This is a genomic window from Kitasatospora sp. NPDC094019 (assembly GCF_044764505.1).
Taxonomy (GTDB): domain Bacteria; phylum Actinomycetota; class Actinomycetes; order Streptomycetales; family Streptomycetaceae; genus Kitasatospora.
This window is the reverse complement of the sequence record NZ_JBIWIF010000002.1, coordinates 20,598-45,394: the sequence shown is the minus strand read 5'-3', so window position 1 is coordinate 45,394 and position 24,797 is coordinate 20,598. Positions and strand designations below refer to the sequence as shown.

General features: G+C 74.1%; 24 protein-coding genes. 7 read left to right on the top strand and 17 right to left on the bottom strand.

Annotated elements, in window-relative coordinates; translation table 11 throughout:
• Positions 1-29: 29 nt before the first annotated feature.
• From ACIQ9P_RS05280 to ACIQ9P_RS05270, 3 genes are read right to left on the bottom strand one after another with little or no spacing between them, the layout of a single operon-like run.
• Positions 30-881, bottom strand: coding sequence for an ABC transporter permease (locus tag ACIQ9P_RS05280; RefSeq protein WP_402349990.1), 852 nt, complete (start codon positions 879-881; stop codon positions 30-32).
• A complete protein-coding gene (locus tag ACIQ9P_RS05275) occupies positions 841-1,701 on the bottom strand; it encodes an ATP-binding cassette domain-containing protein (protein WP_402349987.1) in 861 nt (286 codons plus the stop codon). Before ACIQ9P_RS05275 ends, ACIQ9P_RS05280 begins: the two co-directional genes overlap by 41 nt.
• The gene (locus ACIQ9P_RS05270) at positions 1,701-2,210 is read right to left on the bottom strand and encodes a MarR family winged helix-turn-helix transcriptional regulator (RefSeq protein WP_402349984.1); all 510 of its coding nucleotides are present in this window, start codon (positions 2,208-2,210) and stop codon (positions 1,701-1,703) included. Before ACIQ9P_RS05270 ends, ACIQ9P_RS05275 begins: the two co-directional genes overlap by 1 nt.
• Before the next feature lie 187 nt (positions 2,211-2,397).
• Between ACIQ9P_RS05270 and ACIQ9P_RS05265 the strand changes: the two genes are divergently transcribed.
• Positions 2,398-2,724 carry a hypothetical protein gene (locus ACIQ9P_RS05265; RefSeq protein ID WP_402349981.1) on the top strand — a complete coding sequence of 109 codons (327 nt, stop codon included), beginning with the start codon at positions 2,398-2,400 and terminating at the stop codon, positions 2,722-2,724.
• On the opposite strand, the gene ACIQ9P_RS05260 is transcribed toward ACIQ9P_RS05265, so the two are convergent.
• Complete coding sequence (locus tag ACIQ9P_RS05260) at positions 2,708-3,040, bottom strand: hypothetical protein (protein WP_402349978.1); 333 nt, start codon at positions 3,038-3,040, stop codon at positions 2,708-2,710. The genes ACIQ9P_RS05265 and ACIQ9P_RS05260 overlap by 17 nt on opposite strands.
• 47 nt (positions 3,041-3,087) lie before the next feature.
• Positions 3,088-4,593, bottom strand: coding sequence for an amidase (locus tag ACIQ9P_RS05255; RefSeq protein ID WP_402349975.1), 1,506 nt, complete (start codon positions 4,591-4,593; stop codon positions 3,088-3,090).
• 99 nt (positions 4,594-4,692) lie between these two features.
• Here ACIQ9P_RS05255 and ACIQ9P_RS05250 point away from each other — a divergent pair, with 99 nt between their 5' ends.
• Positions 4,693-5,541 (top strand): helix-turn-helix domain-containing protein, encoded by an 849-nt coding sequence (locus tag ACIQ9P_RS05250; protein WP_402349973.1) that lies wholly within the window; start codon positions 4,693-4,695, stop codon positions 5,539-5,541.
• A gap of 150 nt (positions 5,542-5,691) precedes the next feature.
• Here ACIQ9P_RS05250 and ACIQ9P_RS05245 read toward each other — a convergent pair whose 3' ends face one another.
• On the bottom strand, positions 5,692-6,273 hold the full coding sequence (locus ACIQ9P_RS05245) for a class I SAM-dependent methyltransferase (protein WP_402351446.1): 582 nt from the start codon (positions 6,271-6,273) through the stop codon (positions 5,692-5,694).
• Positions 6,274-6,591: 318 nt separating this feature from the next.
• Between ACIQ9P_RS05245 and ACIQ9P_RS05240 the strand changes: the two genes are divergently transcribed.
• A complete protein-coding gene (locus tag ACIQ9P_RS05240) occupies positions 6,592-8,205 on the top strand; it encodes a phytoene desaturase family protein (RefSeq protein ID WP_402349970.1) in 1,614 nt (537 codons plus the stop codon).
• Between the two features lie 44 nt (positions 8,206-8,249).
• On the opposite strand, the gene ACIQ9P_RS05235 is transcribed toward ACIQ9P_RS05240, so the two are convergent.
• Positions 8,250-8,963, bottom strand: a complete 714-nt coding sequence (locus ACIQ9P_RS05235; protein ID WP_402349968.1) for a hypothetical protein — start codon at positions 8,961-8,963, stop codon at positions 8,250-8,252.
• 262 nt (positions 8,964-9,225) lie between these two features.
• On the opposite strand from ACIQ9P_RS05235, the gene ACIQ9P_RS05230 reads away from it, so the two are divergent.
• From ACIQ9P_RS05230 to ACIQ9P_RS05220, 3 genes are all read left to right on the top strand, one after another.
• Positions 9,226-9,780, top strand: coding sequence for a TetR/AcrR family transcriptional regulator (locus tag ACIQ9P_RS05230; RefSeq protein ID WP_402349965.1), 555 nt, complete (start codon positions 9,226-9,228; stop codon positions 9,778-9,780).
• Positions 9,781-10,079: 299 nt separating this feature from the next.
• A complete protein-coding gene (locus ACIQ9P_RS05225) occupies positions 10,080-11,117 on the top strand; it encodes an agmatine/peptidylarginine deiminase (protein WP_402349962.1) in 1,038 nt (345 codons plus the stop codon).
• Between the two features lie 64 nt (positions 11,118-11,181).
• Entirely contained in the window at positions 11,182-12,456 is a 1,275-nt protein-coding gene (locus tag ACIQ9P_RS05220; protein WP_402349959.1) for an agmatine deiminase family protein, read from the top strand.
• 56 nt (positions 12,457-12,512) lie between these two features.
• On the opposite strand, the gene ACIQ9P_RS05215 is transcribed toward ACIQ9P_RS05220, so the two are convergent.
• Positions 12,513-13,754 (bottom strand): agmatine/peptidylarginine deiminase, encoded by a 1,242-nt coding sequence (locus ACIQ9P_RS05215; protein WP_402349956.1) that lies wholly within the window; start codon positions 13,752-13,754, stop codon positions 12,513-12,515.
• Between the two features lie 132 nt (positions 13,755-13,886).
• On the opposite strand from ACIQ9P_RS05215, the gene ACIQ9P_RS05210 reads away from it, so the two are divergent.
• Positions 13,887-14,582 carry a TetR/AcrR family transcriptional regulator gene (locus ACIQ9P_RS05210; protein ID WP_402349953.1) on the top strand — a complete coding sequence of 232 codons (696 nt, stop codon included), beginning with the start codon at positions 13,887-13,889 and terminating at the stop codon, positions 14,580-14,582.
• A 107-nt stretch (positions 14,583-14,689) separates the two neighbouring features.
• On the opposite strand, the gene ACIQ9P_RS05205 is transcribed toward ACIQ9P_RS05210, so the two are convergent.
• From ACIQ9P_RS05205 to ACIQ9P_RS05165, 9 genes are all read right to left on the bottom strand, one after another.
• Positions 14,690-15,580: a DUF4436 family protein gene (locus ACIQ9P_RS05205; protein WP_402349950.1), complete on the bottom strand. Its 891-nt coding sequence runs from the start codon at positions 15,578-15,580 to the stop codon at positions 14,690-14,692.
• On the bottom strand, positions 15,577-16,800 hold the full coding sequence (locus ACIQ9P_RS05200) for an agmatine deiminase family protein (RefSeq protein ID WP_402349947.1): 1,224 nt from the start codon (positions 16,798-16,800) through the stop codon (positions 15,577-15,579). Before ACIQ9P_RS05200 ends, ACIQ9P_RS05205 begins: the two co-directional genes overlap by 4 nt.
• A 194-nt stretch (positions 16,801-16,994) precedes the next feature.
• Complete coding sequence (locus tag ACIQ9P_RS05195) at positions 16,995-17,861, bottom strand: ABC transporter ATP-binding protein (protein ID WP_402349944.1); 867 nt, start codon at positions 17,859-17,861, stop codon at positions 16,995-16,997.
• Positions 17,854-18,825 (bottom strand): ABC transporter ATP-binding protein, encoded by a 972-nt coding sequence (locus ACIQ9P_RS05190; protein ID WP_402349941.1) that lies wholly within the window; start codon positions 18,823-18,825, stop codon positions 17,854-17,856. The genes ACIQ9P_RS05195 and ACIQ9P_RS05190 overlap by 8 nt, the downstream gene beginning before the upstream one ends.
• Positions 18,822-19,676: an ABC transporter permease gene (locus ACIQ9P_RS05185; RefSeq protein ID WP_402349938.1), complete on the bottom strand. Its 855-nt coding sequence runs from the start codon at positions 19,674-19,676 to the stop codon at positions 18,822-18,824. Before ACIQ9P_RS05185 ends, ACIQ9P_RS05190 begins: the two co-directional genes overlap by 4 nt.
• Positions 19,673-20,632 carry an ABC transporter permease gene (locus tag ACIQ9P_RS05180; protein ID WP_402349935.1) on the bottom strand — a complete coding sequence of 320 codons (960 nt, stop codon included), beginning with the start codon at positions 20,630-20,632 and terminating at the stop codon, positions 19,673-19,675. The genes ACIQ9P_RS05185 and ACIQ9P_RS05180 overlap by 4 nt, the downstream gene beginning before the upstream one ends.
• On the bottom strand, positions 20,629-22,281 hold the full coding sequence (locus tag ACIQ9P_RS05175) for an ABC transporter substrate-binding protein (RefSeq protein ID WP_402349932.1): 1,653 nt from the start codon (positions 22,279-22,281) through the stop codon (positions 20,629-20,631). The genes ACIQ9P_RS05180 and ACIQ9P_RS05175 overlap by 4 nt, the downstream gene beginning before the upstream one ends.
• Before the next feature lie 28 nt (positions 22,282-22,309).
• A complete protein-coding gene (locus tag ACIQ9P_RS05170; RefSeq protein WP_402349929.1) occupies positions 22,310-23,314 on the bottom strand; it encodes an agmatine/peptidylarginine deiminase in 1,005 nt (334 codons plus the stop codon).
• 157 nt (positions 23,315-23,471) lie between these two features.
• Complete coding sequence (locus ACIQ9P_RS05165) at positions 23,472-24,674, bottom strand: agmatine deiminase family protein (protein WP_402349926.1); 1,203 nt, start codon at positions 24,672-24,674, stop codon at positions 23,472-23,474.
• Positions 24,675-24,797: the final 123 nt, after the last annotated feature.

Here is a 24,797-nt window from a genome sequence, read left to right as displayed (position 1 = left end):
TCGCACCCCTCGCGGCCGGCGGCCGGCGGTCACCGGGCCAGGCGGCCGAGGAGGGCCGAGGCGGCGGTGATGCCGAGGGCGGTGGCGAGGGTGAGGACGGCGAAGTCCAGGGGGAGGTGGGCGGGGGTGCCGATCAGCAGGCCGCGCAGGGCGTCGACCTGGTAGCTGAGCGGGTTGGCCAGGCTGATCGCCTGGAGCCAGCCCGGCATCAGGTCGACCGGGTAGAGGGCGTTGGACCCGAAGAACAGAGGCATCGTGATCGCCTGACCGATACCCATCAACCGGTCGCGGGTGAGCACGATCCCGGCGATGGTCATCGAGAGGCAGGAGAAGAAGGCCGAGCCGAGGACCACCACCACGACGACTCCGAGCAGCCGCAGCGGGTTCCAGGTCATCGCCACGCCGAGCAGCGCCGCGAGCACCACCACCACGACGGCCTGAAGCACCGCCTTGACCCCGGCCGCGAACGCCTTGCCGGTCACCAGCGCGGCTCTCGGGGTCGGCGTGACCAGCAGTTTGGTGAGCACCCCGGAGTCACGCTCCCAGATGATCATGATGCCGTAGAAGATCGCCACGAACATCGCGGACTGCGCGATGATCCCGGGCGCCAGGTAGTCCAGGTAGGGGATCCCGCCGGTGGGGATCGCCTTCAGCCGGGTGAAGGTCTCGCCGAAGATCAGCAGCCAGAGCGCGGGCTGAACGGCCCGGGTGTAGACCTCGGTGCGGTCGTGGCGCAGCTTCTGGAGCTCCACCACGCACATCGCGGCGACCCGGGCGGGCACCTGCCGCCAGCCCGTACGGGGCGGCGGGGGCACCAGCAGCAGCCCCAGGTCGGGTGCGTCAGCCGACGCGGTTGGCCGTGCGGCGGGTCCGGCGGACATCGTTGAAGTCTCCTTCCGCGCCCTCGCCGCGGGCCAGCCCGCGACCGGAGAAGTGGCGGAACACGTCGTCGAGCGTGGGGTCGGGCAGCGCGGCGTCCTGCTCGCGGACCCGCTCCTTCAGCTCCCCGGGGGTGCCGAGGGCGCGGATCCGGCCGCGGTCCATCAGGGCGACGCGGTCGCAGTGGCGGTCCGCCTCGTCCATGTAGTGGGTGGTCACCAGCACCGTCATGCCGGTGGCCCGCCGAATGGCGTCGACCCGGTCCCAGACGCCCGCGCGGGCGATCGGGTCCAGGCCGATCGTCGGCTCGTCCAGCACCAGCAGCCTCGGAGCGCTGACCAGGGCCTGGGCGAGCTCCAGCCGTCGCACCATGCCCCCGGAGTAGGTGCCGGCCAGCCGTTCCGCGGCCTCGGTGAGATCGACGGCGGCCAGGGCCTGGGCGACCCGGGCGGCCCGTTCGGCGCGCGGCACGTCGAAGACCCGGGCGAACAGGGCGACGTTCTCCCGGCCGGTCAGGCCGGAGTCGGCGGAGAGCTGTTGCGGCACGTAGCCGAGCAGGCGGCGGACCTCCGAGCGCCGCCGGGCCGCGTCGTGGCCGAACACCCGGACCATGCCGGAGCCGGTCGGCAGCAGGGTGGTGATGGCCCTGATGGTGGTGGTCTTGCCGGCGCCGTTGGGGCCGAGCAGGCCGAAGACCTCCCCGGCCCGCACGGTCAGGTCGACGCCGTCGACGGCCCTGGTGCCGGGGTCCTTCCGCCGGCCCCGGTGGAAGGTGTAGGTCAGCCCGCGGCAGACCACCGCCTCGTCCGTTCCGGATGTCATCACCCGCTCCTCCCTTCGGCGGCCGCGACGGCCCCCGGCTCGCCCGACGGCCGGCGCAGGCCCGCCGCCACCCCGCGCAGCGCGGGCAGCGCCGCGGCCAGTGCCGCCCGGTCCTCGGCCGACAGGCCCGCCACCACGTCGCCGACCAGCGCGTCCCGGCGGGCCCGCCAGTCCGCCAACCGCTCCACGGCCTCACCGGTGACGTACAGCAGGGCGGCCCGGCGGTCGGCCGGGTCCACCTCGCGCCGCAGCAGGCCGAGCGCCACCAGTTGGTTGACCAGGGTGGAGACCGAGTTGGCGGCGAGGCAGAGCTCGGCGGCCGCGTCCGAGACCCGCAGACCGGGGAAGTCCGCCACCAGGCGCAGCAGTTCGACCTGGGCGCCGCGCAGACGGGGCTCGCTCAGGCCCTCCCGCAGCCGCCGTCGCACCAGGCGCTGGATGCCGACGAGGAGGGTGGAGAACTCCTCGCCCGGCGCCGGGTCCGGGAGGTCGGGGGCGGTCGCACTCATACCTCCGATTTTAGCTCTCAGTGAGAGCCATGTGTCGAGAGGCCGGGACCGTTGACGTCCGATTCACGCCGGACCGACCCCCTCCGCCCTGGTGGACTGCGATTCCCCGACGCCGGCCCCGGCACGTCACCGGACCACCCGCGTCCGCCCCACTCCCCCGAAGAACGGGGGAGCGGCCTACGGCGCCGTGCCGGTCTGCTCGCTGGGCTGGTTCCTCGCCGCGGCGCCGCACGCCCCGGAGGCGGCCGGGGTGCTCTTCACCTCCGTGTTCCAGGCCACCATGGGGATCGCCGCGCTGGCCGGCGGCGGCGTCGTGGACCGGACCTCCCCCGGGACCGTCCTCGTCCTGGCCGGCCTCACCGCGCTGCTCGCCGCCGGGACCGCCCTGGCGACCTCCGCGACACCCCCGGGCTCCGCGACCTCCGCGACCTCCGTGGCCGCAGAGGTCGCCGAGGTCGCCGAGACCGAGGAGGCCGCCGAGGCCGCACCGGTCACCGCTACGACAGGGCGATGAGCACGCCCGTGGGTACGAGGGTCAGCAGGGCGCTGGTCGTCCAGTACGGTCCCGCCGCCGCCGGGTCCGCACGGCGCCGACGGCGGTTCAGCCAGTGGTTGGCCGACCACCAGACAGCGAGGAACACCGCCAGTACCGGCACCGCGAGCATGAACCACGGCAGCATCCCGTCGTTCTCCGTCGGCTCGCGCCGGGTCCAACCGAGCCCGGCGAGCGGCCAGTTGGCGGCGAAGTACCAGAGCAGCCAGACCGGCACCACCGCCGGCACGCCGAGCAGCAGGTTCACCACGACGGCGGCGGGCGGGTACGTGCGCATCCGATCAGTATCCACGGGCGCCCGACCGGCCGGGCGGGCCGGTGGGGTCAGCCCAGGCCGGGCGGGCGGCGGTCGGCCCAGGGGTGGGCCAGCTCCAGCGTGCGCGACACCTGGAGCAGCAGGTCCTCCCGCCACGGTGCGGCGACGAGTTGGACCCCGACCGGCAGACCGGTCGCGTCGTCGTGGTGGACGGGCAGCGACACGGCCGGCTGGCCGGTGACGTTGAACAGGGACGTGAACACCCCCATCGGATAGCTGTTGCGCAGCGCCGCCAGCGGGTCCTCGGCGGTACCCGCCCGCCAGGCGCCGACGCGCGGCGGCAGGCACGCCATGGTGGGTGTCACCAGGAGGTCGAACCCGGCGACGAAGCCCTCGACGATGCGCCGCGACATCCTCTGCGCCCGTTTCACCCCCTCCGCGTAGTCCCAGGAGTCGAGCGCGTGCGCCGCCTCGCGCAGCGACCGGTTGTGCGGCTCGATCCGCTCCGGGTCGGCCAATGGCACCCCGGCGGCGCCGAGGTTCCACATGGCGGTGAACCCGGTGACCAGTTCCTCGGTCGGCGGCAGCGGCAGCCGGGCGTCGACGAGGCGGTGGCCCGCCGCTTCGAGCGTGCGCAGGACGGTGTCGACGGCCGCGACGCAGGCCGGGTCCACCCGGAGCCCGGCCACCGGCGGGTCCACCAGGACGCCGATCCGCAGCCCGGCCGGCGGGTCCGCCCACATCGCGTCGGCGAAGGAGCGGTCCGGGGCCGGGGGCGACCACCAGGCGGCCGGGTCATGACGGGCGAGCACGTCGAGCACGGCCGCGGTGTCGGCCACGGTGCGGGTGACCACGCCGCCGATGCCGAGCCCCTCGACGACCACGGTCCCGTTGGTCACCCGGCCCCGGGTGGGCTTGAGGCCGACCAGACCGGTGCACGAGGCGGGGATGCGGATCGACCCGCCGCCGTCCTCGGCGTGGGCGAGGGGCGCCATCCCGCTGGCGACGGCGACGCCCGCGCCGCTGGACGAACCGCCCGGCGTCCGCTCCCGGTCCCACGGGTTGCGGGTGATGCCGAGCGCCTCGCTCTCGGTGAACGGCAGGCAGCCGAACTCGGAGGTGGTGGTCTTGCCGAGCAGGACGAACCCGGCGGCGAGGAACCGTCGGACGAGCGGCGCCGAGACCTCGGCCGGCGCCCGGCCGGCACCCGCGGACCCGTACGTGGTGGGCCAGCCCTCGACCTCCAGCAGGTCCTTGATCGGCAGCGGAACGCCGTGGAAAGGCGGGAGTCCGTCGACGGACCCGGCCCGGACGACCGCGTCGGCGGCGGCGGAGGCGGCCGCGCGGACGGCGTCGTCGTCCCGGAAGCAGAAGGCGTTCAGCGCCGGGTCGAGGGCGTCGACGCGGGCGAGGCAGTCGTCCACGATCTCGACCGGGCTCACCTCCTTCCGGCGGACGGCGGCGGCGAGTTCGACGGCGGAACCGTAGGCGGTGGCGGCGGTGGTGCCGTGGGACGTGACGGTGGTGCCGGTCCCGGGAGCGGGAGCGGTACCGGCCTCGGTCTGTGGGTTCATCGCGAACTGTCCTCTCTCGACGGGGCGGTGGGCCCGTGGCCCCAGCCTCGCCCCGCCCGCGCCCCCTCGTCTTGGACGAATGTCGCGTAGCCTGGCGGCATGCGCCCCGTCGATCCGGCCCGCGCCCCCGCACCGGTGTGGGACATCGCGACTCCCGCGCGCCCCTGCCGCATTCCCGGCATCGGCATGGCCGGCTTCCACGCCCTGGCCCCGGTCGACCTGGACGTGGTGCCGTATCCCGCCGTGACGCTCGCCCTCGACCTGGGCGACCCGCCGTTCGCCGTCGACGACGCGGCCGGCCACCGGACGCGGGGCAGCGTCGTGGTCGGACTCGCGCCCGGCCGGGTACGCGGGCACGGCAGCGCCATCACCTGCTTGCAGCTCCGGCTGGCGCCGCCGGTCGCGCACCGGATCCTGGGCGCCTCCTCGGAGTTGGGCGGGGCGGTGGTCGGGCTCGACACGCTGTGGGGCCGCGAAGCCGCCCGGACCGAGGAGCGCCTGCGCGCCGCCGCCTCCTGGGACGAGCGCTTCGCGATCGCCGAGGCCGCGCTCGTCCGCCGCTACCCGGACGGCCGACCGGTCGACCCCGAAGTCGCCTTCGCCTGGAAGCAGTTGACCATCCACCGGGGGACGGTGCGGATCGAGCGGATCGCCGCCGAGGTCGGCTGGAGCCGCAAACGGCTGTGGTCCCGCTTCCAGGCCCAGACCGGCCTCGGCCCCAAGCACGCGGCCCGGCTCGTCCGCTTCGACGACGCCGCCCACCGCCTCGCCGCGGGCCACAGCGCCGCCCGGGTCGCGGCCGACACCGGATTCACCGACCAGTCCCACCTCCACCGCGACATCAGGACCTTCACCGGCACCACCCCCACCGCCCTCGCCGCAGCCCCCTGGCTCACCGTCGACCCCACCGCCTGGCCCGGCACCCGGCCCGCCGCCGACCGCCCCTGAACCGGACCCTGCCGAACGACACCCGCACGGATTCGCCCTCGGCGTGCGGCTGCGGCCGGTGTCGCGGCCCGGTACGCGTTTCCGTTCGAACCGCCACAGCGACCGTTGAGCGAACGCCGGGACGGTCGTCCGACCTCCGCCGACCGCCCGTCAGCTTTCGGGTCGCTGTGCCCAGAACAGGACATGGCCGCCGTCGCCCTCGGGGACGAACTCCTCGTGCCACACCTCCAGACCGGCCTGCGACAGCCAGGACCGGCTGGTGTCCGCGTCCGCATGGCTCCACCACATCGCGGCTCCGCCTCCGAGCCAGTTCTCGTCCGTCCCGGTCCAGGCCCGATACCCGGTGGTGACCAGGAACCAGCCTCCCGGCCGCAGCCACGATGCGATCCGACCCAACAGGGCCGGCTGTTCCTCGACAGGAATATGGATCAGCGCGTACAAACAGATCACGGCGTCGAAGGTCTCCGGCGGGAACGCCAGGGTCGTGGCGTCCGCTCGAACGAACGCGGCCTCCGGCACCAGTTCCCGAGCCCGCCGGACCTGGACGTCGCTGATGTCGACACCCGTGACACGATGCCCCGCTGCGGCGAGCGACCGGACCACGGGGACCCCGGTCCCGCACCCCACATCCAGCACAGTGCCCGGCGTCGGGAGACGCCCGAGCACCTCCTCGATCCACGATCCGTACTTCGTCTCGCTGTTGAACACCCGCTCGTAGCGCACGGACAGCATGTCGTACCCGCGCCGGACCAAGTCCTTCGGATCTCCAGCATCCACAACAGCGCACCGTACCGATCACCGGCCGGTGGAGCGACACCTTTTCCGGCTGCCTCCGGCGGCCACCACGGCCCAACAGATCGCCGTCCGCGCGGGCCACCGAGTGGGAGTCGATGCTGCCGCTCGGCCCCGCCGCGACCGGGAACCCGGCCGTAGCACCCGCCGTAGCCCCGGCCGCAGCAGCCACTGCGGTGCCCGCCGCGGCGCGCGACAGCGCCGCGGCACCCGTGCACGGCTGTTCCGGAGGAGCCGGTCGCGGCGTACCGTGACCGCATGGCTACGAGCGTGTCCTCGCGGTACGACGCCGTGATTGTCGGCGGCGGGCACAACGGGCTGGTCGCCGCGGCGTACCTCGCCCGGGGCGGGTACCGGGTGCTGGTGCTCGAACGGCTGGCGCGGACGGGTGGGGCGGCGGTGTCGGCGTCGGCGTTCCCGGGGGTCGACGCCCGGCTGTCGCGGTACTCCTACCTGGTCAGCCTGCTGCCGGCGAAGGTGGTGCGGGAGCTGGGGCTGCGACTGGAGCTGCGACGGCGGCGGATCTCCTCCTACACCCCCGTCGTCCGGGACGGGAAGCCCACCGGCCTGCTGGTGGACGCCGGCGATCCGGGCCGGACCGGGGAGTCGTTCCGGGCGCTGACCGGGTCCGACCGGGAGTGGCTGGCCTGGCGGGAGTTCTACGGGGCCACCGGGCGGGTCGCCGAGCGGGTGTTCCCGACCCTCACCGAACCGCTGCCGTCCCGGGCCGAGCTGCGCCGGCGGATCGGGGACGAGGCCGCCTGGACGGCACTGTTCGAACGGCCACTGGGCGAGACGGTCGAGCGGACCTTCGCGGACGACCTGGTGCGCGGTGTGGTCCTGACGGACGCGCTGATCGGCACCTTCACCCACGCCCACGACCCGGCGCTCCGGCAGAACCGCTGCTTCCTCTACCACGTGATCGGCAACGGCACGGGCGACTGGGACGTCCCGGTCGGCGGGATGGGCGCGGTGACGGACGCGCTGGCCGGCGCCGCGCTGGCGGCCGGCGCGGAGATCCGGACCGGGCACGAGGTCACCGCCGTCGCGGGCGACGGCCGGGGCGACGCCGAGGTGACCTACCGGACCGCCGACGGCGAGGCCACGGTGGCGGCGCGCCGGGTACTGGTGAACGCCGCACCGGCGGCTCTGGCGCGACTGCTCGGCACCGGGCCGGAGCCGGGGCCCGCGCCCGAGGGCGCCCAGCTGAAGGTCAACATGGTGCTGCGGCGGCTGCCGCGCCTGCGCGACCCGGCCGCGGACCCGCGTGACGCCTTCGCCGGGACGTTCCACATCGCCGAGGGCTACCGGCAGCTGGAGACGGCGTACGCGGAGGCGGCGGCCGGGCGGATGCCCTCGGCGCCGCCGTCGGAGATCTACTGCCACACCCTCACCGATCCGTCGATCCTCGGCCCGGAGGCCGTCCGGCGGGGATTGCAGACGCTGACCCTGTTCGGTCTGCACATGCCGGCCCGGCTGTTCGGGGACCCGGCGGCCAAGGAACGCGCCCTGGCCGCGAGCCTGGCGCAGCTGGACGCGGTACTGGCCGAGCCGATCGCCGACTGCCTGGCCGTGGACGCCGACGGCCGGCCCTGTGTCGAGGCGCGGACGCCGCCGGAGCTGGAGCGGGAGCTCGGTCTGCCGGGCGGGCACATCTTCCACCGCGACCTGGCGTTCCCGTTCGCCACCGGGGAGCCGGGGGCCGAGGAGGGGACGGGAGCGGGAACGGCCGCCGCGCGCTGGGGCGTGGCGACGGCCCGCCCGGACGTACTGCTGTGCGGGGCGGGGGCGGTCCGGGGCGGCGGCGTCAGCGGCGTCCCGGGGCACAACGCGGCGCGGGCCGCGCTGGAGGACCTCGCCCGCTCCCGCTGAGGCCGGGGAGGGGCGGCGCCCGGTCGGCGCCGCCCCCGGGCGCGTCAGGCGCGGGCGAGCACCCAGGCGCCGAGGCCGTTGCAGCCCCCGGCCTGGTAGGTGGTGGACCTGAAGCCCGCCGGGACGGGCGAGCCGGGACAGGTCAGCAGGCCGACCCGGGCGATGTTGTGGAGCCACGCACCGGCGCCGTCACAGCCGGTCCGCTGGTGCCCGGTGATGACGTAGCCGGTGACGACCGGGGAGCCCGAGCAGGTCCAGATGCCGTCGTGCGGGAGGTTGTGCTGCCACGAGCCGATGCCGCCGCAGCCGGCGCGCAGGTGGTTGCTGATGACGTAGCCGGGCACGACCGGCGAGCCGGAGCACGTCCATATGCCGTCCGAGACGACGTTGTGGCGCCACGCGCCGATCCCGCGACAGCCGGGCTTGCTGTGATCGGTGATCACGTACCCGGGCACCACCGGGGAACCGGAGCAGGTCCAGATGCCGTCCCTGACCGGCTGCTGGTACCACGAGCCCCGGCCGCCGCAGCCCTTCGGGTCGTAGTCGGTGTTGACGTTCCCCGGGTCGACCGGCTCGCCGCCGCAGGCCCAGCGGGCCGACGCGGCCGCACCGGCGGGCTTGGCCTCGGCCGCCGTCGCGCCGGCCACCGTACCGCCGAGGAGGACGGCCACGACCAGTGCGAAGGCGGCCGCGACGGCGCCGGTCCCCCGGGCGGCGACGGTGGCCGCCACCCGCTTCCACATCCGATGAGTACTCATGTTCGATCCAATCCGGTCCGGTTCGGGAACGAAGGGGCGTCCCGGGCGCCGGGGTCTCCGGCGGGGACGGGGCAACCCTAGAGTGGTCACGGGGTGATGATTCGGTGCAGACCCCGAGAAAGTCCGTCACGGGGGCCACTTTGTCCGAAATCCGTCCGTGCACCCCCGAACCTCCACCTGACGGGACTTTCAGCAGGTGGGCGCAGCGTCGCACACGCCCCGGGTAAGGTGGTGGATCGTGGCCAGTCGTAAAACGTCGATCATGGAAGCAGCCGCGCGGGTGATCGCGCGGCGCGGGGTGCGCGGACTGCGGGTGGAGGAGCTCGCGGCCGAGGCCGGCGTGTCCACCGCGCTGATCTACTACCACTTCAAGGACCGCACCGGGATCCTCCGGCAGACGCTGGAGTTCATCAACGACCGGGCCGAGCGGTACACGACCGAGCGCGACCCGGACGCCCCGCCGCCGACCGCCCGCGAGGAGCTGGAGCAGACGCTGCTGCTGGAGCTCCAGGACTCGGTGGAGGTGCGGGAGAACAGCACCGCCTGGGGCGAGCTGCGGGCGAGCGCGGTCTTCGACGAGACCCTGCGCGAGGACCTGGCGCGGGCCACCCGGATCTGGGTCCAGGAGATCGCCGAACTGCTGGGCGTGGTGCGGCCGATGTCCTCGGCGGTGGCCCTGGCCGGAGCCGCCGAGCGGCTGACCGCGCTACTGGAGGGCCTGAGCACGCGCTGGCTCAGCGGGAGCCTTCCGCTGGCGCACGCCCGGACGCTGCTGGTCGAGGCGATCGACACCGAGGTGGACCGGCTCGACTCCTGAGCGGAGTCGCCGAACCGGGCATCAGCCGACAGAACACCCCTGACTATCACTCTCCGTGATCAGATCGGCGGCACAGGTCATATTGTGCCGAGAAGTTTGACTGAACTTTCAGTCAGTGCGACGCTGACACCGCAGGCGGGGTGCAGCCGTCGGCCGTTCCCGTGGTGCGCCGGTGCGCAGCGACGCGAAGAGTGGATCCGACGGCCCACGCGCCCCGTGCGGCCCCACGGACCCTCCCGGCCCTGCGCCCCTCCCGGCCCCGTGCCCCTCCGGCACCGTCGCACGATCGGAGAACCCTCATGAACCGCTTCCACCACGACCGCTCCGCCGAGGACTTCCCCTGGGTGCCGGCGGACGACGTGCCGCACGCGCGGACCTGGATGTCCTGGCCCTCCCGCCGGGGTGTGTGGGGGCTGCGACTGGGCGGGGTCCAGGAGGACATCGCGCTGATCGCCCGCACCATCGCCGAGTTCGAGCCGGTGGTGATGTGCGCCCCCGACGACTGGACGGCGGGCAAGGCCCAGGACCGGTGCGGCTCCGCGGTGGAGGTGATCACCGCGATCCCCACCGACGACCTGTGGATGCGCGACACCGCGCCGGTGTTCCGGCTGGACGGCCGCGGCGGCCTGGACGCCGTGGTGCTCAACTTCAACGGCTGGGGCAACAAGCAGGTCCACCACGACGACGCCCTCGTCGCCGAGCGCCTGGCCACCCGGCGCGGTCTGCGGTACTCCTACGCGGAGTTCGTCGGCGAGGGCGGCGCGATCGAGACCGACGGCGACGGCACGGTGATGGCCACCGAGAGCAGCCTGGTCAACAAGAACCGCAACCGGGGCATGAGCCGGGACGAGATCGAGGACGCCGTGCTGGAGGCGTACGGCGCGGACGCCATGATCTGGCTGCCCGGCATCAAGGGCCAGGACATCACCGACGACCACGTGGACGTCACCTCGCGCTTCGTCCGCCCCGGTGTGGTGATGGTCCAGCTGCCGCCCGCCGACCGCAACGACGCCTGGGCCAAGGACGCCCGCGAGCAGTTCGCCGTCCTCTCCGCCGCGACCGACGCCCGGGGCCGCCGGCTCCAGGTGATCCCCGTGCACGGTCCGGACACCGTCCGCTCCCGCAGCTCCAAGTTCGTCGACTCCTACCTCAACTTCCATGTCGTCAACGGCGGTGTCGTCACCGCCCAGTTCGGCGACGCGTACAAGGACGCCGCCGCCAAGGAGGCGCTCGCCGCGGCCTACCCGGGCCGCGAGGTGGTGCAGATCGACGTCGACCGCCTGATGGCCGGGGGCGGCGGCATCCACTGCTCGACCATGCACGAGCCCCTGCCGTAGCCCGTGCCGTAGCGCCTGCCACGGCCACCACCCCCACCGACCCCGCCCCAGCCGGAGGATCCGTATGACCAACGCCATGTCCCGCCGTACCGTGATGCGCTCCCTCGCCGGCGCCGGAGTCGGCGCCCTCGTCCTCGGCCTCACCGCCTGCGACCCCACCGGCGCCGGTGACCCCGACGGCACCGGTGCCCTCCCGCCGTCGGGACAGCCCTCCGGGCAGCCGGGCGGCCTGCCCACCGGCTCCCCCACCGGTTCGCCGACCGACACACCCGGCACCCCGACCGCCACCGCCGCCCCGACCACCGCCGCGCCGACCGCCACCGGCACGCCCGGTGCCCGCCGTTTCGGCGCCGAGTGGGAGAACCACCTGCGCACGGTGATGTCCTGGCCCTCCTCGGAGAACATCTGGGGCGAGCAGCTCGCGGAGGTCCGCCGGGACGTGGCCGGCCTGGCCCAGGCGATCGCCGCCCGCGAGCCGGTCGTCCTGATGGCCCGCCCCGACCAGAAGGAGGCGGCGCAGAAGGCGTGCGGCGCGGCGGTCGAGGTCGTCCCCGTCACCGTCGACGACCTGTGGGCGCGGGACACCGTGCCGGTGTTCGTCGAGGAGGGCGGCAAGGTCAAGGGCGTCGACTTCAACTTCAACGGCTGGGGCCGCAAGCAGCAGCACGCCAACGACGCCAAGGTGGCCCGGGCCGTCCTGGCCAAGTACGGCGTCGAGCGGATCGAGACCCGGCTGGTCGCCGAGGGCGGATCGTTCGAGACCGACGGCGAGGGCACGCTGCTGGTCACCGAGAGCTCGGTCGTCAACGACAACCGCAATCCCGGGATGAGCCGCGACCAGGTCGAGGCGGAACTCAAGAAGGCCCTCGGCGTCACCAAGGTGATCTGGCTGGCCGGCGTCAAGGGCAAGGACATCACCGACGCCCACGTCGACTGCCTGGTCCGCTTCGTCGCGCCGGGCGTCGTCGTGCTGGACAAGGCGTTCCCCGGCACCCCGGCGGACGTCTGGTCCCGCTCCGCCGACCAGGCCCGGTCGGTGCTCAGGAACGCGACGGACGCGCGCGGCCGGAAGCTGGAGGTGGTGGAGCTGCAGCAGCCCGACCCCGACCGGATCACCGGACGGGGCGACGCCTTCGTCTCCTCCTACATGAACTTCTACATCGGCGCCAAGGGCGTCTATCTGCCGAAGTTCGGGGACCAGAAGGCCGACGAGCACGCCCAGCAGGTGCTGAAGAAGTACTTCCCCACCCGCGAGATCGTCCCCGTGAAGATCGACGGCATCGCCGGCGGCGGTGGCGGGATCCACTGCGCCACCCACGACATCCCCGCCCACGGCTGACCGGCCGGCCCTTCCTCCGGGGCCGGGTCCGCCCCACCGGACCCGGCCCCGCCGGTTCACCCGGCGGGCTGCTGCTGGGTGACGCAGTGGATCCCGCCGCCGCCCGCCCCGAGGCGGTCGATGTTGAGCTGCTCGACGGTGCGGCCCGGGAACAGGCGGGCGAGGGTGGCCCTGGCCGCGCTGTCGGCCCGGCTGTCGCCGAACTGGGCGGATATCACCGCGTTGTTGCACAGGTAGTAGTTGGCGTAGGAGCCGACGAAGTTCGGGTCGGTGGAGCGGATGAGGTTGTAGTCGGGCCCCTGGATCTGGCTGACCGAGTACCGCGACCCCTGGGCGTTGGTGGCGGCCGAGAGGATCTTGTACTGCTGGCGCGCGTCCTGCGACCAGGCGTCGGTGTCGCCCGCCAGCGGCATCTGGACCAGGCCCGTGGTGCCGCCGAGGTAGCGGGAGGTGGCGTCCACGTGGTCGTCGGTGATGTCCTGGCCGGCGATGCCCGCGAACCAGATCACCTTGGAGGCGCCGAAGGCGGCGCACAACGCGCTCTCCACCTGCGCCTGGGACTTGCCGGGGTTGCGGTTGGAGTTCAGGATGCTGCTCCGGGTGGCCATCAGCGTGCCACTGCCGTCGGCCTCCACGGCGCCACCCTCGGCCACCAGCCCGGCGGCCGTGAACGGCAGGCCCAGGTAGGCGGCGAGCCGCCGGGCGACCTGGGCGTCGTTGGCGTGGGTCTGGTGGTTGCCCCAGCCGTTGAAGTTGAGGCCGATCGTGTCGAGGCCGCCGGCGCCGTCGGTGCGGAAGACGGGGCCGGTGTCCCGCATCCAGCAGTCGTCGACCGGGATGTCGCCGATCACGGTGACCGCCGAGCCGCACATCGACCGGGCCTTGGCGACACTGGCCGGGTTGGCGCACATGGTCACCGGCTCGTACTTGGCGATCGTCTTCGCGATCAGCGCGATGTCCGACTGGACCCCGGAGAGCTTGTTGCGCCAGATGCTCGTGCTGTCCGGCCAGGCCATCCAGGTGCGGGTGTGACGCAGGGTGTCGAGCGGCACCCGGAAGCCGGCGGCGGCCGCGACGGCGGGGTCCGCCCCGCCGCCGCGGCGGCCGGCCGCGACGGCCGGGCCGCCGGTCGCGACGGTGAGCGCGGTGCCGGCGGCGGCCAGGCCCGCGACGGCCAGGAACCGGCGGCGGTCGAGGCTGTCGGCCGTGCTCCCGCCGGTCGTCCGGTCGGACCCGCCGCCGGTCGTGCCGTCCGTCGCGCTGCCGGTCGCTCTGTCGGATCTGGAGCGGTCGTTCATCACTACCTCCGTGTCAAGGTGCCCTGCTCGTCGAGCAGTTGACCGAAAAGGTAGAACTGACCAAGCGCTCGGTCAATACTTTGCGCAGCTTTGGCCCCACCTCCGGCCCCGGCAGTCGTTACAGTGACCGCCATGGCGACACAGGCGACGGGCGCGGACCCGGCCACCACCCCCGGCCCGGCCACCGCCCGGGGCGCGGCCACCGCACCGGCCGCACCGCGGACCGGCGGCACCGGCCGCGCCCGGACCTCGGCCAAGGGCGAGCAGACCCGGGCCCGGCTGATCGCCGCCGCCCGCACCCTCCTCGCGGGCGGCGAGGCGGGCCGGTTCACCACCCGCAACGTGGCCGCCCTGTCCGGCGTCTCGCACGGGATGTGCCACTACCACTTCGCCGACCGCAGCGACCTGATCGTGGCCGTGGTCGCGGACATCCGGCCCGAGTGGATCGCCCCGCTGGAGGCGGCCGTCGACGGGCCGGGCGGCTACGCCGAGCGGGCCGAACGGGTGCTGGCCCTGCTCACCCGCCCCGAGAGCCCCGACCTCGCCCGACTGCACGCCGCCCTGCACTGGCTCGCCCTGAACGACGAACGGGTCCGGGTCGCTCTGGAGGCCGAGTACGGGCGGTGGCGGTCCTGCTTCGTCCGGCTGTTCCGGGCGCTGGTGGACGAGCGCGGCGGCGACACCGACCCCGCGCCGCTCGGCGAGGCGTTCGCGGCGGCCGTGGACGGCATCGCCGCCATCGGCTCCCTGGACGGGACGGTGGACGCCGCGCGGGTACTGCGCACGCTGCTGGACTCCCTGGCCTCGACGGTCGGCCCGCGCCGCTGAGCCCGACGGGCCGCCGCGGTGGCAGACCGGCACCGCCCGCCGCCGGCACCGCACCGCGCCGACGGACCCCGGCCGACGCGCCCCGGCGACGCCCGTCGGCCCGCCCGTCACGGCCCCGCCCCCGCCGGACCCCCGACGTCACCCCGCTTCCGGTGCTCGACCCGGCTGCCCGAGACGACCGTGACCACCAGGCACGCCGCGATGATGCCCTCCGCCCAGAAGAAGGCGACGTAGTCGATCAGCGAGCCGATCGGCGGCGTCCCGGGCGCGGCGTTGCGCATGCCGATCAGCGCGAACAGCGTCGCCGCCATCCAGCCGAGCGAGGGCCACACCATGCCCTGCCGGCCCCGGTAGAGCACCTCCGCCCCGGCCAGGACCGCCAGCGCCAGCGCCAGCGCCCACATCGCCGCGATCATGAACCAGGCCAGGATGAAGGTGCTCCGCGCCCTGGTCACCCGCCCCTCGAACACCGTGCCCTCCGCCCCGTACGGGGTGCCGGCCGGGCGGACGAAGAAGAACGGGTCGGCGTCGCCGAACACCACCCCGACCGGGACGGCGCCGGTGGCGTCCGCGGCCGAGAACAGCACCTCGAAGCGGTAGCGGTCGAAGGGGTAGTCGGTCGGGGTGCCCCCGTAGAGGTTCGCCGGGACCGGCTTGGGTGTCGCCGCCTCCCCCGGTTCGGCCCGCAGCTCGGTGCGGGTCGTGGAGCGGACGGTGATGTCGACCCGGCGGGCGAAGGTGCCGGACTCCGGGTCCTGGGCCAGGGTGCCGTGCGGGACGGGCACGACGTAGAGCGTCATCTCCCCGCCGGCGGCGTCGATGTCCTGGGAGGTGACGTCGAGTTCGACCCAGTCGCCGGTGGTGGGGAGGGACAGCTCCCGGGTCTGTTGGCGGGTGTTGCGCTCGTTGAAGTAGAGGGCGATCCCGGCCGAGCAGAGCACGGCCAGGATCAGCAGGACCAGGAGGAAGCGGCGGTCCCGCAGCCGGCGCCCGCTCACGCCGGGCTGGTGCCGGGGGCGGCGGGCTGCTGCTGGGTGGCGCAGTGGATGCCCCCGCCGCCGGAGGCGATGTGGTTGATGGAGACCTGGGAGATCTTCCGGCCGGGGTGGAGGTCGCCGATGATGCCCGCGGCGCGGTCGTCGGCGGCCCCGTCCCCGAACCGCGGCACGATGACGCCGCCGTTGCAGACGTAGTAGTTGAGGTAGGTGGCGAGGAAGTCCTTGCCCGCGCCGGGGATCAGGTCGAGGTCGGGTTCGGGCAGGTCGACCACCTTGAGGGTGCGCCCCTTGGCGTCCCTGGCCGAGCCGAGGACCTGGAGCGCCTGGTCGGAGGCGGTGGTCCAGCTGTCCGGCGGGGTGTCCGGGCCGGGGCGGTGGATGACGACGGTGCCGGGCTCGGCGAAACGGGCGAGGGCGTCGATGTGGCAGTCCGTGATGTCCTGCCCGGCGACGCCCTGGAACCACAGCACGGTGCTGACGCCCAGCAGGTCCTTGAAGGCCGCCTCGATCTGGTCGCGGCTCTTGCCGGGGTTCCGGTTGGGGTTGACCCAGGAACTCTCGGTGGCCATCAGGGTGCCCTCGCCGTCGACCTCGATGCCGCCGCCCTCGCCGGTGACCGGTGCCTGGATCCGCGGGATGCCGTAGTGGTCGAGGAGGTTGCGGGCGACCTGGCTGTCGTTGGCGTGGGTCTGCTTGTTGCCCCAGCCGTTGAAGTTGAAGTCGATCCCGGCGAGCCCCTGCGGGCCGGTGACGAAGGTCGGGCCGGTGTCGCGGGCCCACAGGTCGTCGACCATCAGCTCCAGTACCTCGACGGTGGAGCCGCACGCCTGCCGGGCCTGCTCGGCCTGGTCGGGGCGGGCGAGCAGCACCACCGGCTCGAAGCCGGCGATGGCGCGGGCCAGCCCGGCGATGTCCTCCCGGACGCCGGGCAGTTGGTCGCCCCACACCTCCTCCAGGGCCGGCCAGGCCATGAAGGTGCGGGTGTGCGGGGCCGACTCGGCCGGCATCGCCCGGGCGGCCGCGGCGCTCGGGCCCCCGGAGGCCGGCGGACTGCCGTTGGCGGACGGGGCCGAGGCGGTGCCGGAGGGGCTGGGCGGCTCCGCGTCGCCGCCGCCGGAGGAGCAGCCGCCGGTCAGGGCCAGTGCGGCGAGCACCGTCCCGGAGCGCAGGAGCGAACGGCGGGACGGCCCGGGGTGAGCCGGGTGGGCCGGGTGAGCCATGGGGCCTCGTTCCGGTAGTGCCTGCGGGGTACGGTCCCGCACGCTACTGAGAAGCGGGTCAGGATCCGCGGCAGCAGGTACCCGCCATCGGGGTGAATCCGCGCGGGGACGGTGACCCGGCCGGGGACGGCCCGCCCGAACGGCGGCGGGGACCCCGGCCCGGCAGACCCCGAGCGGCTGCCGGGCCGGGGGGCTCACAGGGCGCGGCGCGCGGCGGCGATCCGGTCGGGATCCCAGCCGGGCCGGGGGACGGACTCCAGCAGCAGCCGGGTGTAGGCGTGCCGCGGGTCGTCGAGGACCGTCGCGGTGGGCCCGGCCTCGACGATCCGTCCGTGCCGCATGACCACGACCTCGTCGGTGACGCACCGGACGACGCCGAGGTCGTGGGTGATGAACAGGTAGCCGATGCCGGTCTCCTCGCGGATGTCGGCGAGCAGGTTGAGCACCTGCGCCTGCACCGAGACGTCGAGCGCGGCAACCGCCTCGTCCAGGACCAGGACGGCCGGCCGAACGGCCAGCGCCCGGGCGATGGCGACACGCTGGCGCTGGCCGCCGGAGAGCTGCCGGGGAAGTGCCTCGGCCGCCCGGGTGCCGAGGCCGACCTGGTCGAGGAGTTCCTTGATCCGGGCCGGGTGGTCGGTGCCGGGGAAGTGCAGCCGCAGGGTCTCCCTCAGCGCGGCCTCGACGCTGGTGCGCGGGTCCAGCGAGAGGTACGGGTCCTGGAACACCATCTGGACCTCGCGGGCGCGGGCCAGCCGTTCGGCCTTCCCCCGCGCGCCACCGGTGCGGGCCCGGCCCTTCACCAGGACCTGACCCGCGTCGGCCCGTTCGAGGCCGACGACGATCCTGGCGGTGGTGGTCTTGCCGGAGCCGGACTCGCCGACGATGCCGAGCGATCCGCCGGCGGGGAGGGTGAAGGAGACCTCGTCCACGGCCCGGACGGCGCCGAAGGTCCGGCACAGGCCGGTGATCTCCAGCGCGGCGGCACCCGGCGCGGCGGTGTCCGGGGCGACCGCCCCGGCGGAGATCCCGGACGAGGTCCCGGAGGCGGCCTCAGACATCGGCGGGGCTCCCTTCGAGCGGGTGGTGGCAGGCGGCCGGCTGCTCGGGCCGCCCCGGGGCCGGCCGCAGCGCGGGGGCCTCGGCCCGGCACGCGTCGGTCGCGTACCGGCAGCGGGCGGCGAACGCGCAGCCGGTGAGCTCCTGCCGCAGGTCCGGCGGCTGTCCGTCGATGGCGGCGAGGCGGCCGGTCGGGCCGTCCAGCCGCGGGGTGGAGGCGAGCAGCGCCGCGGTGTAGGGGTGCCGGGGCCGCTCGAACAGCGCCTCGGCGGGGCCGGACTCGACGATCCGCCCGGCGTACATCACATAGACCCGGTCGCTGATGGCGGCGGCGAGGCCCAGGTCGTGGGTGACGAACAGCAGGCCGGTGCCGAAGCGTTCGCGCAGCCGGTCCAGCAGGGCGATCACCTCGGCCTGGCTGGTGACGTCGAGCGCGGTGGTGGGCTCGTCGGCGAGCAGCAGGACCGGGTCGCCCATCAGGGCGGCGGCGATCATGACGCGTTGGAGCATGCCGCCGGAGAGCTGGCCGGGGTAGCGGCGCATCAGCTCGGGCCCGAGGCCGACGGCGTCGAGGAGTTCGACGGCGCGCCGGTCGGCGTCGGCGGCGCTCATGGTCCCGGTGAGGCGGACGCTCTCGGTGAGGAAGTCGCCGATGCGGCGCAGCGGGTTGACGGCCGCCCGCGGGTCCTGGAAGACCATCGCGGCCCGGCCGGTGCGCAGTTCGCGCAGCCGGGCGGCGTCCATGGTGAGGACGTCCAGGCCGTCCACGAGGACCTCGCCGGTGGGGACGGCGCCGGGCGGCAGCAGGCCGAGGGCGGTGCGCGAGGTGAGGGACTTGCCGGAGCCGGACTCCCCGACCAGGGCGACGGTCTCGCCGGGGGCGACGGTGAGATCGACCCCGTCGAGCACCGGGCGGGCGGTGCCGGGCAAGCGCAGGCGCAGCTCCCGGACGTCGAGGGCGTTCACGGGGTCCTCCGGGCGACCTGGTCGGCCCAGCGCTCGCCGACGACGTTGAAGGCGACGACGGTGAGCACGATGAGCACGCAGGGCAGGATCGCGGAGAGCGGGTAGCCGTGCTGGATCGCGGTCTGGCCGTCGAAGACCATGCGGCCCCAGTCGGGGGTGAGGGCGGGGACGCCGAGTCCGAGGAAGGACAGGCCGGCCAGGTCCATGAGGGCGTATCCGAAGTTGACGGTGGACTGGGCGAGGACGATCGGCGCGATGTTGGGCAGGACGTGCCGCAGGCAGATCTGGAGGGCGGAGTGCCCCTGGACCTGGTAGGCGGAGACGTAGGGCCGCATGCGTTCGGCCAGCACCAGGGAGCGGGTCAGGCGGGAGACGTAGGGCAGGTAGGCGATCGCGAGCGCCACGACGGGGGCGAGCAGGCCCTCCCCGTGGACCGCGACGATCAGGATGGCGAGCAGCATGCCGGGGAAGGCGAAGACCAGTTCGGTGCTGCGGGACAGCACGGAGTCGATCCAGCCGCCGCGCCAGCCGGCCAGGAGGCCCACGGCGACACCCGCGACGGTGGAGAAGACGACCACCCCGAGCGGGCCGAGGAGCGAGGTGCGGGCGCCGATCAGCAGCCGGGCGAGGGTGTCGCGGCCGGCCGTGTCCACGCCGAGCAGGTGGTCGGCGGAGGGGCCGGCGAGGGCGTTGCCGAGGTCGACGGCGTTCGGGTCGTCGGGTGCCAGCCAGGGGGCGAGCAGCGCGGCGAGCACGACCAGGACGGCGAGGCCGAGGCAGATCCGGTAGAGCGGGGCGCGGGCGGCCTTGATCCGGCCGAGGCCGGGCCGCCGGGCGAGGGCGACACTCATGCGTCGGACCTCCTGGAGCCGAGGGTGACCCGGGGGTCGACCAGCGGGTGGAGCAGGTCGACGACCAGGTTCACGGTCATGAACAGGGCCACGATGATCAGGGAGATGGCCTGGACGGTCGGGAAGTCCTTGGTGGTGGTGGACAGTTCGAGGAGCTGGCCGAGGCCGCCGACGCTGAACGCGGACTCCACCAGGATCGTGCAGACCAGCAGGGTGGAGACGATCAGGCCGCCGGTGGTGAGCACGGTGCCCAGCGAGTTGCGGAACACGTGCCGGCGGATCACCTCGCGCTCAGGCACGCCCCGGCTGCGGGCGACGGTGACGTGCTCGCCCTCCAGGGCGTCCAGCATCGCCGAGCGGGTGACCCGGGCGAGCATGCCGATCAGGTAGAGCGCGAGGGCGATCGCGGGCAGGGTGAGGTGCCAGGCCATGTCCAGCAGGCCGTCACCGACGCCGCTGGTCGGGAACCAGCCCAGCTTGACCGCGAACAGGCCCTGGAGCAGCACCGCGGCGACGAAGGAGGGCGTGCCGACAGCGAGGGTGGTGGTGACCAGGATCGCGGAGTCGGTCGCGCCGCCCCGGACGGCGCCGATCCAGCCGAGCACGAGGCCGATCACGACGACCACCAGCAGGGCCATGGCCACCAGCAGCAGGGTGGCGGGCAGACGGTCGGCGAGCAGGTCCGACACGTCGGTGCGGTAGGTGAGGGAGCGTCCGAAGTCGCCCTGCAGCACCTGGCCGAGCCAGCGGAGGTAGCGGACCAGGAAGGGGTCGTCCAGGTGGTACTGCTCGTTGATCGCCTGCAGGGCGGCCGGGGAGGCCGAGCGCCCGGACAGCAGGAAGCTCGCCGGGCTGCCCGGCGCCAGGTACATCGCCCCGAAGACGACGAACGAGGCGCCGAGCAGGGTGACGGCCATTTCGACCAGCCGTCGGACGGCGAATCGCAGGAAGGTCACCGCGCGGCCCCCACGTCGGCGGCCCACGGGTGGTACAGGTAGGAGATGGTGGTCGGGGCGCCGGTGATCCGCTTGTTCAGGAAGACGGCGGTGGGCCACTCGGCGACCGGGATCCAGAGCAGCTGCTCGGAGGCGGTCCGCTGGAGCTGCGCCTCCAGGGCGCCCCGCTCGGCCGGGTCGTACTCGCCGGAAGCCTTGTCGACCAGGTCGTCGTAGGCGGGGTCGCTGTAGCCGGCGAAGTTCTGGTAGGCGCCGGTGCGGAAGTTGGCGAGCAGGTCGAGCGGGTCGGTGATGGAGTCGTAGTACGTCTCCGGGAACATGTCCAGGCCCTCGCGCGCCTTGGGGTCGGTGAACAGCGAGGTGAAGGCGTTCGGGGCGATGGTGCGCAGCTGGACGTTGAGACCGATCCGGGCACCGGCGGACTGGACGGCGGTGGCGAGCAGCGAGACGTCCTGGCCGATGCTGCTGGTGGCGACGGTGAGCGTCCTGCCGCTGGCGCCGGCCTCCTTGACCAGGGCCTTGGCGCGCTCGATGTCCTGGGCGGTGGGGGTGAGGTGGGCGAACGCGGTGGCGCGGACGTCCTCGGGCAGCCCGGCCCAGGCGGCCCTGGTGGTGAGCGAGCCGGTGACGGTGCCGGCGCCGGCGAGGCCGGTGCGGACGAAGCCGGTGCGGTCGAGGGCCAGCGACAGCGCCTGGCGGACCCGGAGGTCGCCGAGCGGGCCGTCCATGCTGGTGACGTTGAGGTTGACGGTGCTGAGGCCCTCGCCGAAGTAGAGGGTGCCGGTGCCGCCGTTGCGGAGCCGGTCGTAGCTCTCGGTGGGGATCAGGTAGCCGCCGTCGACCTCGCCGCTGAGCATGGCGTTGGTGCGCGCGGAGGGGTCGGTGAGGAAGCGGACGACGACCTTGCCGGCCTTGGCTCGGTTGCCCCAGTAGCCGTCGAAGCGCTGGAGTTCGATCGACTGGCCCTTGGCCCAGGTGCCGAGCTTGAACGGGCCGGTGCAGTCGAGGCTCCCGCTGGTGCCGTAGTCGCGGCCGGCGGCCTCGACCCCGGCCTTGGCGGCGACGGTGCCGGCGGCGGTGGCCATGTACTGCGGGAACTGGGAGTCGGGCCGCTTGAGCTTGACGGTGACCTGGAGCGGGCCGGTCGCGGTGACGGTGTCCACGTTCTGGAAGGACTGCGCCCAGGCCGCCGCGTTGTCGGGGTTCATCTGCCGGCCGAGGCTGTACACCACGTCGTCGGCGGTCATCACCGAGCCGTCGTGGAAGTGCACGCCGGAGCGCAGGTCGTAGACCCAGGTGGTGGGGTCGGGGTTGGACGCCTTCTCGGCCAGGCCGGGGGCCAGGGTGAGCTGGGGCGTCCAGCGCATCAGGCTCTCGCAGACGTTGGACAGCACCGTGTTCTGCGGGTAGTCGAACGCCTGGAGGTAGTCCAGGGTCGGCGGCTCGGCGTAGGTGGCCCAGGTGAAGGAGTCGATGTCGCCGGCGGCCGGCGGACTGGAGGGCGACAGCTGGATGCCGGCCCCGTCGGTGGAGCCGCCGCGGGGCGGTCCCGAGCAGGCGGCGACCAGGGCGGCCGCGCCGAGCAGCGCGGTGGCGACGGCGAGCGGGCGCCGGGTCCGGGTGCGTCCGGCGGGTGCGGTGGGAGTCATGAGGGTGTTTCTCCGTTCGCTGGCTGGGTCAGGCGCGGGCGGCCGGGAGTTGCTGGGTGATGCAGTGGACGCCGCCGCCGCCGAAGGCGATCACCCGGGCGCGCACGCCGACGACCTTGCGGTCGGGGAACGCGGCGGCGATCACCGCGAGCGCGCCGGCGTCCTCGGGGTGGTCGGCGACGGGGACGACGACACCGCCGTTGGCCAGGTAGAAGTTCAGGTAGCCGACCTCGACCCGGACGTCGTCCACCTCGACGAAGGCGGCCTGGGTGACGTCGACGATCTCGAACGGACGGCCCTGGGCGTCGGTGGAGTGCTCCAGCACCGTGCGGTTGGCGCGCATCCGCACGTAGTCGGGGTGCGCGGGGTCGGCGGGCAGCTGCACCACGACCTTGCCGGGGGCGGCGAAGGCGCACACGCCGTCGACATGGCCGTCGGTCTCGGTGTCCAGGGCGCCGCCGTAGGGCAGCCAGATGATCTTGGTGACGCCGAGCCGGGCCTTCAGCTCGGCCTCGATCTCCTCGCGGCCCAGCTCGGGGTTGCGGTTGGGGTGGAGCAGGCACTGCTCGGTGGTGATGAGCGTGCCCTCGCCGTCGACGGTGATCGCGCCGCCTTCGAGGATCATCTCGGAGCGGACCGCCGGCACGCCGAGGTGCTCCAGCAGCAGGCCGCTGATCCGGTCGTCCGCGTCCCAGGGGTGGTGCTTGCGGCCCCAGGCGTTGAAGCGGAAGTCGACACCGGCCCGGCGGCCCTCCTCGTCCAGGACGAAGATCGGCGCGGAGTCGCGGAACCAGGAGTCGTCCAGCGGGAGTTCGACCACGGTCAGGTCCGGGCCGCACAGGGCGCGGGCCTCGTCGCCGTGGCCGGGCGGGGCCACCATGGTGACCGGCTCGAACTCCGCGATGGCCCGGGCGACGGCCGCGTACTCGCCCTTCACCTCGGCGAGGTTGTCGCCCCACAGGTCCTGCCGGACCGGCCAGGCCATCAGGCAGCCGTCGTGCTCGGTCCACTCGGCGGGCATGCGGTGGGTCACGGGGATCCTCATTCTCTTCGGGCCCGGCCGGGGCGCGGGACGCGCGGTCCGGCCGGGTGGTGCGGGGTGGGTGGGTGGCACCCGGTGGTGCCGGGTGGGAGTTTCGGGGAGCCCCGGCGGCCCGCCTCCGTGGGGAACAGGACGGGCCGCCGGGGAGTCAGCGGAGCGGCGGGACGGACGGCTGCGACTGGGTGGCGCAGTGGATGCCGCCGCCGCCGGAGGCGATGTTGTCGATGTCGACCTGGACGATGTCGCGGGTCGGGAACTCGGCCTGGAGGACGGCGCGCGCCTTCGCGTCGGCGGCCGCGTGGCCGAACTGCGGGACGAACACGGCGCCGTTGGCGACGTAGAAGTTGCTGTAGCTGGAGAGGAACTCCTTGCCGAGGTCGCGGCCGCGGATCCGCCGCCGGTCCGGGGCGGGCAGCTCGATCACGGTCAGCGCGCGGCCGCGGGCGTCGGTGGCGCTCCGCAGTGCCCGCGCGGCCTGCTCGTAGACCTTGACCCAGACCTGATCCGTCCCGGGGCCGGGCCGGTCGAGCAGGACCCGGCCGGGCGCGGTGAAGCGGGCCAGGCAGTCGACGTGGGCGTCCGTGATGTCCTGGCCGGCGACGCCGTCCAGCCAGATCACCTTGTCCATCCCGAGCGTCGTGCGCAGGGCGCGGTCGACCTCGGCCCGCGACATGCCGGGGTTGCGGTTGGGGTTCACCCAGGAGCTGACGGTGGCCAGCAGGGTGCCCTCGCCGTCGGTCTCCAGGGCGCCGCCCTCACCGACGAAGGGGGCCTGGATCCGGTCCACCCCGTACTCGGCGAGCAGGGTGCCCGCGACGGCGGCGTCCTCGGCGTACCGCTGGTAGTAGGGGGTGCCGTCCTTGCCCCAGCCGTTGAAGTTGGTGTCGACGCCGGCGATCGTGCCCGGCCCGACCAGGAAGGTCGGCCCGAAGTCGCGGATCCAGAGGTCGTCGTTGGAGATCTCGACCACGGTGATGCGGTAGTAGGCGCCGGGTCCGCAGTAGTAGCGGGCGTCGGCGGCCTGGCCGGGGCGGGCCACCACGACGACCGGTTCGTAGCGGGAGATCTCGTGGGCCAGCTTCGCGATGTCGTCGCGGACGGCCGACAGCTGGGTCCGCCAGACCGACGGCAGGGCCGGCCAGGCCATGAAGGTGCGGTCGTGCGGGTCGGTCTCGGCGGGCATCCGCAGCAGCGGCGCGGCGGCCGCGACGGCCTCCCCGGCGGAGGCGGAGGACGCTGGTGCGGCGGCCGCCCGGGCGACGGCCGGGACGGCGGAACCGAGGGCGATCAGGGGTACCGCGGCGGCGCCGAACCGGAGCAGGCCGCGACGCGAGGGGGTGGGGGTGTGCATGTCGCGCTCCCTGGCAGAAGGTGGGAGGTGGGGGTTGCCCCGTGGGAGTTGCCCCGTGGGTCGCCCTGTGGGGAGGGTCGCCCGGTGGGGGTTGCCCTGTGGGGGTTGCCCCGCATCCTGCAC